The organism is Terriglobales bacterium (assembly GCA_035567895.1).
In the GTDB taxonomy this organism is placed as follows: Bacteria; Acidobacteriota; Terriglobia; order Terriglobales; family Acidobacteriaceae; genus Gp1-AA112.
The window spans coordinates 55,240-67,097 of record DATMPC010000011.1; the positions used below are offsets into that span (position 1 = coordinate 55,240).

The 11,858-nt window shown below is 55.4% G+C and carries 6 protein-coding genes; 2 read left to right on the forward strand and 4 right to left on the reverse strand.

Annotated features, from left to right (window positions below; all coding sequences use genetic code 11):
- The first annotated feature begins 286 nt into the window (after positions 1-286).
- Positions 287-1,054 (forward strand): hypothetical protein, encoded by a 768-nt coding sequence (locus VNX88_02760; GenBank protein HWY67555.1) that lies wholly within the window; start codon positions 287-289, stop codon positions 1,052-1,054.
- A 358-nt stretch (positions 1,055-1,412) separates the two neighbouring features.
- A complete protein-coding gene (locus VNX88_02765; GenBank protein HWY67556.1) occupies positions 1,413-1,565 on the forward strand; it encodes a hypothetical protein in 153 nt (50 codons plus the stop codon).
- Between the two features lie 67 nt (positions 1,566-1,632).
- On the opposite strand, the gene VNX88_02770 is transcribed toward VNX88_02765, so the two are convergent.
- The 4 genes from VNX88_02770 to VNX88_02785 all read right to left on the reverse strand — a co-directional run bounded on the left by VNX88_02770 (position 1,633) and on the right by VNX88_02785 (position 11,825).
- Positions 1,633-3,402: a DNRLRE domain-containing protein gene (locus tag VNX88_02770; protein HWY67557.1), complete on the reverse strand. Its 1,770-nt coding sequence runs from the start codon at positions 3,400-3,402 to the stop codon at positions 1,633-1,635.
- Between the two features lie 898 nt (positions 3,403-4,300).
- On the reverse strand, positions 4,301-4,813 hold the full coding sequence (locus tag VNX88_02775) for a hypothetical protein (protein ID HWY67558.1): 513 nt from the start codon (positions 4,811-4,813) through the stop codon (positions 4,301-4,303).
- Between the two features lie 223 nt (positions 4,814-5,036).
- The gene (locus VNX88_02780) at positions 5,037-10,712 is read right to left on the reverse strand and encodes an alpha-2-macroglobulin family protein (GenBank protein HWY67559.1); all 5,676 of its coding nucleotides are present in this window, start codon (positions 10,710-10,712) and stop codon (positions 5,037-5,039) included.
- Positions 10,713-11,279: 567 nt separating this feature from the next.
- Entirely contained in the window at positions 11,280-11,825 is a 546-nt protein-coding gene (locus VNX88_02785) for a hypothetical protein (GenBank protein HWY67560.1), read from the reverse strand.
- Between the last annotated feature and the right edge of the window lie 33 nt (positions 11,826-11,858).

The window sequence follows — 11,858 nt, forward strand, 5'->3', positions numbered from 1 at the left end:
TCCGGAATCGAGATTGCCCAGCAGGGGGATGTCAATTCCGCTAGTGCGTTCATGCTCGCAGTGGCGTCGGTGACGCACTTCTTGCGTCATCGGCCGGTGCTCCTCGGATGCATTGTTCAGGTCCGGATGGTCAGTTCAGACGAAGGGATTCGCGTGCTAACAAGCACACCAATCCCGAGGCAAGAAAAACCGAGGAGAAAGGTCGCTGTCAAGTGAACGCTTTGAAGTACAGAACACTACCGGCTCTCGCTCCTTCGTTCCTAAGTCAATAAAGGAGACTACAAAAATGAACTTACGAAACACATGGACGCGACTGTCGCTCGTGCTCGTGTTAGGCGTCGTTTGCCTGGCCTTTGCCATGAGCCTGTACGCGCAAGTGCAAACGCAATCGTCGACAACCTCGGGGCAGGCCAGCAAAGAGGTAAAAGTGGAACGAGCCGAGGTGGTCTATGTCAGCGGAAATGACCTGCTAGTCAAGATGGAAGACGGCACTCTCAGGCATGTCCCAAATGTGCCGGAAAGCGCCAAAGTCTCGGTAAATGGCCAGCAGCTCGGCGTCCACGATTTGAAGCCGGGGATGAAGCTGGAACGTACAATCACCACCACCACAACGCCAAAGCTCGTCACCACAGTGAAGACTGTGACTGGCAAGGTGTGGCATGTTGCTCCGCCCAACAGTGTGGTTCTGACTTTGGAGGACGGTACAAATCAGCAATTCACCATCCCCAAGGGTCAGAAATTCAACATCGATGGACAGGAGTTGGATGCCTTTGGCCTGAAGAAAGGGATGAGGGTCTCAGCAACGAAAGTCGTCGAGGAACCGATTACTGAGGTTTCAGTCAACAGGAGTCTGGCGGGAACGATGCCGCCGCCGCCACCGCCTGATCAGCCAATCCTCGTGGCAGTCGCCCGACCTGCACCTGCACCAGCACCGGAGGCGGCCACTCCGGCTGCCTTGCCGAAGACAGCGAGCATGTTCCCACTGCTTGGCCTTGTAGGTTTGCTGAGCCTGGGCATGTCTCTCGTACTGAAAGCGTCTCGCACGATCAGATGAGCAGCTGGACACCGACCGGGTTCGTTTCTGAGAGCCACCTCGGAGGCGAACCCGGTCTTGTTATTGAGGTGCGATTCTCCTTTTGATAAGAAGGAAGGCGTTGTCAAGGTATGTTGTCGTGCCGAAGGCACGGTGAATGAGCCAGTGTGGTTGAGGACCATTCACTTGAATCACATCTGGGTGGAAGGGAGTTCCACCCAGCCACCGATCCGGCCACGACTGCAGCCATAATTCCGCTATGCGCACATCAGCCTATGCTGGATGCGAGAGCGCCCAATCAATTCAACGGTCTGGCCTGCGCTGACCAGGGGCATTTGCGCCAACTCGGCACGTGGATCGCGATGCGGCCGGGTGGGCCATGCTCTTATCCATGTCCTATAACGGAACACGAATACAGCAGGGGCCACCCGCCAATGCAACGCCGGCTCAGTTTGTGCGTCTGCGAGAGATTACCGAAATCAACGGCAATCCCTGGGCAACCATGGCCGAGTTAAACCTGCTTGCTCAGTAAGACTAGTCGCACCCTTCCCTTTTTGGTCGGTGGCCAGCATTGCGGGACGCACGATCGTACGTCTTGGCTATTGCAGAGTTGCGGCAATGAACTTCACGTTCGGCGTACTCCCGCGATTCGTGGTTAAGACGCCAGAAAGCTCAATCTCTTGCCCGTCACGTGCTGGTTGATAACTGACGGTCCAAACGAAGAAGTTGTATCCGCCAGCTCCAACATCGACAACGTCAGTCACATCAGCGGCTGATCCATCAGTCAGACGCGCAGTTAGAGTGACTGCTCCCGAGAATACGCTGCAATAAAGTTTTAGTGTTCTCACTGCACTTGAATTTGCCGGCGCACGAAGCCGGAACCCAGACCCCGTTCCCGATCCGGGGATGAACACGCCCTGATCGTTGTTAAATGACGCGAGGCCAACCCCGGCTGCATCATCGGACGCAACAGAGCTGATCGAGTAAGAACTTCCCTGGGTGAAGAGGGTGCCGCCGGCTGTCACCCAATCGAAGCTCTTCATGATTTGACCACCGAGCATTTTGCTGTGGTAGTTCCCAGTCGTGTTGCCGGCAGGCGCGAACCAATCTCGAGTTCCTTCACCCGACAGATTGATGACACTGTTCGGCGCCAGCGTGTGCGAGGCGCTCAATGAGCCCGTGCCAGGGTAGTTTGTCGGTCCGGGAGGTCCTTGCGGTCCTACGGGTCCGATAGCACCTGGCGCTCCGGCAGGACCTTGTGGTCCTGGAGGTCCTTGTAATCCGGCAGCTCCGGTAGCTCCTTGAGGACCAATTTGGCCCTGGGGTCCTGCCGGCCCCATTGCTCCTACGGATCCTGTAGCTCCTGGCAAACCTTGCGGTCCCATCGCTCCCGTTGGCCCCGCTGGTCCAGTAGCTCCCGGAATACCTTGCAGACCAGCTGGTCCTTGAGGTCCTGTCGCTCCAATTGGTCCAGTAGGTCCTGCAGCGCCAACTGCCCCGGCGGGCCCAGCAGGTCCTGGAACCCCCTGCAGACCGGTTAATCCTTGAGGTCCTGTCGCCCCAACTGGTCCAGGAGGTCCGATAGCGCCAACCGCTCCGGCGGGCCCAGCAGGTCCTGGAACTCCCAGCGGACCAGCGGGTCCTTGAGGCCCCGTGGCTCCAACGGGTCCGGTGGCTCCAACTGCTCCCGTGGCGCCAACTGGTCCGGCGGGGCCCGGTAGACCTTGCGGTCCCGCAGGTCCAGCTACTCCTGCAGGTCCAGCCAAGCCACGCACACCCTGAAGACCTTGTGGACCGATCGGCCCTACCTTTTCAAGCTGCACGTTTAATTCTGCGTCGTGGCTGTTCGATCCGTTTTCTTTGCTGTCGAATGCCGCTGAAATGTTTCCGACCGGAACCAGCGCGATGCCGTAGTTCATTTGCGCATGGTTCACCCAGTCCCGCACTAAGTCGGTTACGTCGATGACGAGATAATGATTCTTCGATTCCTTGGACACTGCCACGTTGCTTACATCGGTAAGGCCAAGCAACGGCAAGTTGCTGCCTTGAAGTGTGTCTTCATTCCACGCGCTCGCCACGCGAACTACATCGAAGGAACCAGGATGCGTTACAGCAGACACCCACAGTCGAATCGTGGCCTTATTGATCTGGTCTCCGGTTATTCCCTGTGGCAAGCGTGACAGGTCGAATCTGATGTATGCAGTCGAGCTCGGACCCTGCACTGCGAGGTAGTCCTTATCCCCATAATTTGCTTTGCGATCGGCAGACGAAAATGTGTCGTCGCTAACGGGCGCCTGAGCGAACAAAACCGAAGGACACAGCGCAAGAAGAAAGAACAGTGCGCGCAGGAAAGAGCTTGAACTTCTCACTTTCTTACCCTCTCATTCCATGGCCACGAACCGCCGTTCAGTCAGCGTCGGCCAGAACGCTTGTCTGCGGTGCCGGACTTCAAGGGGGGAGCAGAATTTCTTAGCGGGGAGTCGGGAGATGTCTAACTCTATGAGTGGTTAGGGAATACCACTCGGTTATTGCCTATAAACTTGCCATTCCCGAAGTGCAAAGTCAAAACACCAACGTAATGCCTGTAACCCATTGCTTCTAGGCGGCTTTTAAGAGGCTCGAGGCTGGAGGCTAGCCTATTCCCGTTTTGGGTGTTTGTGCTCGACTCAGATGCTAAGAGTGCCCTATGCGTTACTTAGTGTTGCAACTCCCTGGCTCATTCACCGTGCCTTCGGCACGTAACAGGATTGAGGTACCTTGACAACGCCTTCGTTCTTATCGAGGGGCACCCAGCTGGTTGGAATTGGACACAAGAACCACAATGGGAAAGGCTGGGCCACCCGCCAGTCGCCCGACCTGCACCTGCACCAGCGGAGGCGGCCACTCCGGCTGCCTTGCCGAAGACAGCGAGCATGTTCCCACTGCTTGGCCTTGTGGGTTTGCTGAGCCTGGGCATGTCTCTCTTACTGAAAGCGTCTCGCACGATCAGATGAGCAGCTGGACGTAGACCGGGTTCGTTCTTCAGAGCAACATCGGAGAACCAACCCGGTCTTGTTAGTGAGCTGTGATTCAGGTCGATCTCACGGATGCGGGGTCAGTTTTGTTTTCCCTTATCTGGACACCGAAACGGGAAAGGGCCACCCGTCCCTATTCCGCAGCTTGGAGAATTATGGGAATCTAGGACAAGAAGGGCGCCCGTCCAGAGTACGGTACCCGCTGGTGGGAGATCACTGAGAAAAACAAAAACAGAAACAAAGCACTGCCAAGCTATGACTGCGCAACCCGTCCCTCATCCATGCGGAGTCTCTGTTCGGCAAGGCTCAGCAAGCCCGAGATAAGAGACATCGGAATAGTAATCGAGAATAAGAGTATCGGGGCGGCCCATAGTAGCGGGCCATTCCAAAGGCGAAGCACTGTGCCAGAGTCTGACGCAGCAGCTACAGCCAGCAGTGTTACGAAACAAGTGCCAAATGAAATCATGAACAAACGAGAGCGCTTCGGCCGGGAAGCATGCACGATCATTCCAACGAGCCCACAACCCAACAGCGTAACAATAACTGCCCCGATCAAGTACGGATATATGAACTCTCGTCTTATGTAGCTGGATCCGAAGTATTCTGCTAGCGATACGGTTGGATAATGTTTGCCCCAATAGAAGGTTGCCATGGGGCCGCTTCCATCAAAACGAATTGGGGATCGCTGTTGCAACACCCAAAATGCGAAGAAGTAATAGAACGGTGATGCTAGCATCCAGTAGTACCTCTTGAAGAATCTGGTCATAGGCTCACTCGTTATACATCCTTGGGACGGGTGGCCCACCCTTCTTCCCGTTTTGGTTTCCACATGCGACTCCCATGTAAAGGGTGCCCCACTCCCCCACCCCAGCAACAAAATCGAGTTGCTGGGGACCCCGGTCTCGCGTGCTGTTCGCTAGGGTGGGATTCGAGAATCTGCGCAACTCCGGTTTACTTGTCTTTCTTAGACACCGCTGCGTCCTCAACTGTCATCGCTCGTGCGACGCAGCTGCCAGATAATTCCCTTCCAGTTTCACTGCCGTGAACTTCTGCGGCGCAAGCACGACTTGCAGGTCAGGATTGTAGTAATCCATCAGTTGCGAAGCCGCGCTTTGGGCGTTCACTGGATAGCGTAGTTTCATCTTGAACGAGAATTCCTCTCCCTCGGCGCGCCACGACCATAAGTAGAAAATCAACTTGTCAGGCTGCAGCTCATAGCGACTTATCTGCCCGTTTGAAATTAACTGTTTGAGGGAAGCGCGCTCGACCTCGGCGCCGGGAGGCAATCCCACTTCTGCCAGCAGCATTCCCCAACGACTCGCGCCGAATCGCTTTACGCTTACGAAGCACTGAGTCTCCGCTCCAACCTGCAGGTTCGACAGGTTGCAATGAGTACCGAACTGGAGACCGGATTCCTTCCCAGGCTGGGATTTTTCGCGGGCATCGCGGTCGCGCCATGGAATGTAGTATTCGGAGATCGCCTGAGCGCTCGCAAACGCGACCCCGTGGTCCGATGTGATTTCGATCGTGTTGTCACCGGTGACCAGATAAGGAGATATATCGAGAGACCTGGGCGCGTCGGCGATCTCAGCGTTAGGCTGCAGTGAAGCAACGTCGGCATCGCTGAGATCTTTGCCATTGATCCAGGCGTGGAGGTGCTCGCCCTGTGCATGAATTTGCTTCTTGGCAAGAGGAAACAGAGCGCGCAGCACCTGCACGGTCGCTTGTCCGCTGTACCACACTCCATACTCATCTTTACTTCTCAGCAGTGAGTAGATGCTCTCGGCAATTACTGGATCGTTTTCACATGCTGGGCCGCTGCAGCTCTCCTCCAGGGCTTGCACCGCCATGGCAGTTGCTTCCAGATCACCGGCATGTCCCCAACCATAAAAAGGAGAGGATGCCTTGATTTCCCAGTGCCGGCCGCGACTGTCGACATCGCTGAGCGCCAAGAGTTTTTCCTTCGCCTTCGTGACAGCCTCAGGATCGTGCAGCGCCGCTGCTATGCGAAGCTCCAGAGCTACGTCATACGGACTCTCTGCAGCTGCGGCGGACAGCCTGCTCCATGCCACTGCCTTGCGAACCGCCTTCTCAATCGGCTGCTTTTGCGCGGATGTATCGCCGGCGTTTGCAGACCGTGCAAGGGCAAGGGCGGTGAACAATACTGAGCTTGTCTCCCCTTTGCCAAAATGACCCTCCCAAGAGCCATCACTCAACTGCGTTTTTAAGAGCCAATCACGCGCACTGCTTATGCGAGTCTCATCAACGGCAATCAGCGAACTTGCATCTGTCAAAAATTCAATTCCATACGCCGTCAGCGCTGGATCAGGTTTCTCTTTCCTCTCTTCTCGCCCCCAATAAGTGAGCCCGCCGGAGGGATCGAAGTAATTCATTAAACGGTCGTATCCCTGGCGGACGTACTTTTCAGCTCGGACCGAATAGACGGACGTCTTGCCGGCCGCTTGCAGCAGTTGAAGCAGCAGAAGACTCGGATATGTTGAAGAAATTGTCTGTTCGCCGCAGCCATACGGACGTACCAGCGAGGCTTCCACACTCCTGGTGATGTGCGATCCCAGATTGGGATACACCGTGAGCCGCGTAAACAACGATCCTGGGATCGCATCTTCCGGAACGTGAATCACAATCGGGTGAGACTTGTCTACTACAAGGCCGCCCGCCAGAACATGGCGTAGTTCGCCGTCAGGATGAACGCGAACCGTCTTTTCGATGGCATCTCCATCCGTGTGATTCTTTGCCGTAACCCGTTGCTTTCCGGCGGGCGTAGAGTTCGAGGCCCGGAATGAAAAGTCCACGCTCGATGAGCCGCCGGCGGGCACAGTCGCTTGCGTATTAGCCGGGCTCAGCAATTCGAACCACGGGGCTGAGGCAAGCGATACGTCCATGGTCGCGCTGCTCTTGCCATAGTTGCGCAAGACCACCGGTGGCGAGATCTGATCACCCACTGTGAGAACCGGTGGTGTATCGAGATCCACGAAGAACGGTTGGAAGCTCTGGAATTCCCGTTCTGCACTTCCCATTTTTCCGTCTACGGTTGAACCGAATGCAACGACCTTCCAGGTAGTGAGATTGTCGGGTAGCTTGAAGTGAAGTTGTGCGCGCCCTGAGGAATTGGTCGCCAGAGCTGGCGCCCAATAAGCGGTCTCCTGAAAGTCATGTCGCAGACGCGGCGTGAAATCGAGCGTCTGGACGACTGCACTTCCTGCTGGGGTGGATATTCTCATCGAATGAGTGGAAACGCTCGACGACGTTGACAGGGTAGAGCTGGCCTCGGCAGTCACTTCTACGGTTTCCGTCGCATACGCCACACGCAGTGTGACGTCTACTCTGGTAAGCGAGGCCGAGGAGACCATCACATCGCGTAGCTCCATAGTTTGGAATCCGGGAGCAACCGCGGAGATGCGGTAAGAGCCTGGTTTCAGATCGCGCAACAAGAACTTACCGTTGCTGTCCGACTTGGTTTCAATAGCAGCACCGTTGCCGCCAAGCAGAACTTTTATCGAAGCCCCCGCAACAACGGCGCCTGTCTGGTCAAGAATCGTGCCGCCAATGGCTCCGGTGTTAGAGCGAAAGCTTCCTTCATCGATCTTGACCGGCTGGATGTCGCGACCACTTTGCCGGTCATATGGTTGAACGAACTCCGCCACCACGCGATTCTGTTCTGTCTCAGTACCGTAGGGAACTGCTTCAAGCTGTACTGAACGCAGAATATCGAGTATTCGGACCGAACGCGTTACCGGAACCGTTTTGGCGGAGGCCGCTCCCTGTGCTCCGGAGACCTGTGTCTCTGAAGTGTATATCTGGTCGTCGCGAAACTTGATTTCGTAAGGTTTGCCCAATGGATCGAGAAGATTAGTTAAGTCGATGCCACCGTCGCGCGCTGCCTGAAACATCTCCGGTTCCGAATGCGGAAACTGATGGCCTTTTTTCCTCCAGGCCTCTAGTGCATTGGATAACTGCTTCTCGGTTTTCCCAAAGAAGTCAAAGCTCGAGTTCCAGGCCAGATAACCATTACTGTTTGGTTCGACACGCCCTTCACCCTGCGTATATACATAGACGCTGAGCCACTGTTTGAATAGCCTGGTCTCAAATCGGTACGGATGTCCCCATGGATCGCGCAGCGACGCCAAGTCGAGGCTATGTCTCTTGGCGATCTTGAGCACCGCATCGCTGGAAGTCGGCACATTTCCAGTTGCAATCTCAGGACTGAGGATTGCCGCCAGCAAATTGCCATTTCCGCTGAAAATGCTTCGCCTCAGGACAGGCAACAAGAAGTCATCCCGGGTGTCAAAAATCTTGTCAGCCCCAGCGCTCTTGAAAGTGAGAATGTACTGGTTCCATTCGAGACTCAACTGAACTCGATAGGGCTGCTGCCACGGGTCCAGCAACACAGCAGGCGAAACGCCGCGCTCTTCAGCGATCTTTCGGAGAATCTTCAGGTCCGCGGTGGAATCCTGGTTACTGGCATCGATTGCCTGCGCCAACTCGCGAAGATTCGACGTCATCGTGCGTTCGAATTCTGACCGGGCTGCGTTTGCTGCCTCGGTATCGTCCTTCTTGATGCGAAGTCCCTCCCCATACTCTTCGGACAGGATTCTCTCAGCGACCAAATCCAAGCCGTCAGGTACCGGCTTGGACATGTCGATCCGGTCAAGATCGCTTCGTTTGACTCCGCTGACTTCGTTGCTGAAATCGTAATCCCAATTTTGGTACTCGCTTGCGAACTCCGTTTCTGTGCGACTACGTTCGTCGACGGCCTTGTCGGTTACTGCTATACCGAAAACACCCGGCGTTGCTCCATCGGTGTCGTTTAGCTTCAGCCCCGCTTGGACGACAGCGCCGGGATGAAGCACAGACGGTAGCCCGACGAATTTCACATCCAAACTGCGGTTTTCCGGATACAAGAATCGCTTTGAGACCGTATCGATGCTGTATGAGGAGGCGTCGTTCAGCGAGTAAGCGCGGAGTTCCATCTCGCCGTGGAAGCGCTCGTCTTTTCGGAAGAAAACATCGGCCGAATTCTTGCGCAGCATTAGCTCCGAAGAACGAAGCACAATTCCGTCGCGCAACAGATCGACCTCAACAAGAGATCCCGGCTTTCCGTGCACGACCGCAGCGATTGGATCATCAGCCGCGAGCAAAGTCTTATTGGTTGAGATCCAGATTGCGGCTCCCTCATCTCTTGCGAAGTAGATGGAATCGTCGAAATGAGACCTTGCGCCACGGCTATCTCTCGCTTCCACCGTGATTTGAACGTTGTGAGCATCTGAGGACTCATCGTCCAGCCGCATGCGTACCTTTGCCAGTCCGTAGCGATTGGTGTGAGTTTGTGCGACTGGCTTTCGAACCTGGTTGTCACTTCCATCGGACCCGCGGAAGTCAATGATGTGCTGCAAGGAAACGTCGCATTCTGCCGGAGTACCGTCCGGATACTGAGTGCTGATGGCGTACTCGCCATCGTGCACATCGCCCCCGGTTTTCTGAACGTAGATATGGATCGGCTCGTGCGTGAGGCGGATGAAGAACCTGCGCTGCTCGGTCCTGCCAGTCGTGTCATCGGTCACGAAGGCTGCATACGTGAGATCGCGCAGGCGACTGTAACTTTCGTCGCGAAAGGCTTGGAGAATCTGCTTCGTATTCGGTTTGAGCGTGAGTTCGCCTTGCGAGTCCAGAATGCCTGTGAGTTCGTCAGCAGAATCAACCTCCCACTGCTGTTTCTTGCTGTTCCATTGCCGGCTGTCCTCACGAACCAGGCGGGCGTGTCCTTCCCCGACGGGCTTCCCGAAAAGGTACTTTGAGCTGATCTTTACCGCCGGCGCCTGGTCCGGGAGGTAATAGGGCCGGTCCGGCTCGGCATTGACGACGAATTCCGGCAATTCATATCGGCTTACCGTGATTTGAGAATGATTTTTCGATCGCGCTCCCGAATCGTCGTCTTCATCATCCCCGATACCGATTTGGTACGTGCCAAGCTCAGCATGCTCGTCTAACTTCCAATCATATGAAGCCACGCCGAAGCGATCCGTCTGCAGTTGCTCTTTCAACACGTCCTGATTCTCTATGTCGGTAACTTTCAGCACTAGATTCCGGCGTGATTGCATCTTGCGGTCGGGACCAATGGCTAACGCCCGTATGTGCACCGTCTGTCCGGGCTGAAAGAGCTGTTTGTCGGTTTGAATCAGGACACGCTGGCGGTGGTGGACCGATAGGCTGATGTCGAGTTTCTGCGCTTCATTCTGCTTCTCATCGGCTCGTTTCGACAGTCCCGTTAGGGTAAGTGAGGCTTCCGTAATGTCGAGATCAGGAACTTGATAGGCAATGACAGCTTCGCCTTTGAAGTTGGTAATCGCAGACCGTTGCAGGTGCTTTTCGTCGTCATCGGTGGAATCAAGTTCTAAGTCCGCCAAAATCTTTGCACCGCGAACAGCATCATGTGTCACAGGATTTGAGGCGGTAACACGGAAAGCGAAGGCCTGCCCTCGTTCAACAAAGTCGGAATGCGCAACCGTGAGCGAGTAGAGTTCAGGGTCGATCGCGCCGAGTGAAACAGTTCCACTCGAAATTGCCTGGCCGTTCTCCAGGATTTGATAATTCGCACGAACCCATGGCAATTCCCCTGCGCCAACCCCTAATTTCCGAAATTCCATTTCGACACTTCTGTAGCCGGCAAGGAGGGCCCGTTCCTGCACTGCAAGCTGTTTATTGTCGGGAGCCAGAAGACGAACCGTTATCGAATATTGAGCGCCCCCGGGCCGATTCAGCGGCAACGTGAGCTGAACCCGATCCGGCTGAAGCGAAGCTCGCGCTGAATTCTCCTGAATGCGTAAGGGCTCTGGTGTTGCGGAAGAGCACAAGCCCACACCCGCGACCGAGCAGCAAAGAAGAAGACTCGCAAGAGATCGGTGCATAAATGGGAACGATGGTAACAAAGACCAACTCGGGAAACCGAGCGCTGAGTTGCAAGAGGATTGACTAAAGTACCGTGAAGAAAACTTGACTGAGATAGGAGCTACTCGGCCGGTCATGGCCGTCATTGAGCCCCCATTCCTAATGCACTGTCAACCCGTCCTTGAGTACGGTGCCTGGCTGACACAAAAGAGGCCAGCACTCCAACTCTCAAAACTTGTCTAGCAAGTTTTGAGGTTGTTCCAAAACAGCCGAGGGGCGGCTGTGCCAGATAGCTGAAAGAAGTTCGTTGTAAAGGGGTACGGAGTCTAGCTACCTGACGCGCCGGCTTTGCGGGCTTCTTCTCTCATGTTCTCGAGTTCCGTTTTGGCATCGTTGATTTCTTTTTGCTTAGAAGCCATGTCATCGCGGTATTTGTGGTCGTCGTCTGCGTACTTTCCTGGATTGCGCAGGCGGTTGCCGGCGTCGCCGTAGTAGTTCGTGGCGCGCTGGCGATTCTCGCGTTGGAGAACGTCTAGTTCGCGCTCGAGGAGGGCGATCTTTTCGTTTTGCGCGGCGATCTTTTCTCTCCACTGCTTGTCGAGTTCAGCTTGCTCCTCGGCCGAGGTCTTCTTCTTTTCTTTAGGTTTGTCCTGATCCTTGTCGGAGTCGGACTTGGCTGCGGTGTCTGAGGAGTCCGGCTGGACCGAGGTCCAGGGGCGGCCGAAATCGTCGTTGGTAATTACCTTGGTGGTGGGCTCGGGGGGCTTGTTCTTGCGGGCGGCGCGGGCGGCGTCGCCGAGTGACTGCTGCGCCGCGGAAAGCGCCGTAAAGGTGCATCCGAAAGCCAGAAATACGAGCGTATGCTTCTTCATTCTTGTGTCCTAAAAACTTCACCCAGCGGCTAC

Excerpts from the sequence above, each read along its gene's own strand:
- VNX88_02760 (HWY67555.1), top strand. The coding sequence starts at position 287 with ATGAACTTACGAAACACATGGACGCGACTGTCGCTCGTGCTCGTGTTA.
- VNX88_02765 (HWY67556.1), top strand. The coding sequence starts at position 1,413 with ATGCTCTTATCCATGTCCTATAACGGAACACGAATACAGCAGGGGCCA.
- VNX88_02775 (HWY67558.1), bottom strand. The coding sequence starts at position 4,813 with ATGACCAGATTCTTCAAGAGGTACTACTGGATGCTAGCATCACCGTTC.
- VNX88_02780 (HWY67559.1), bottom strand. The coding sequence starts at position 10,712 with ATGGAATTTCGGAAATTAGGGGTTGGCGCAGGGGAATTGCCATGGGTT.
- VNX88_02785 (HWY67560.1), bottom strand. The coding sequence starts at position 11,825 with ATGAAGAAGCATACGCTCGTATTTCTGGCTTTCGGATGCACCTTTACG.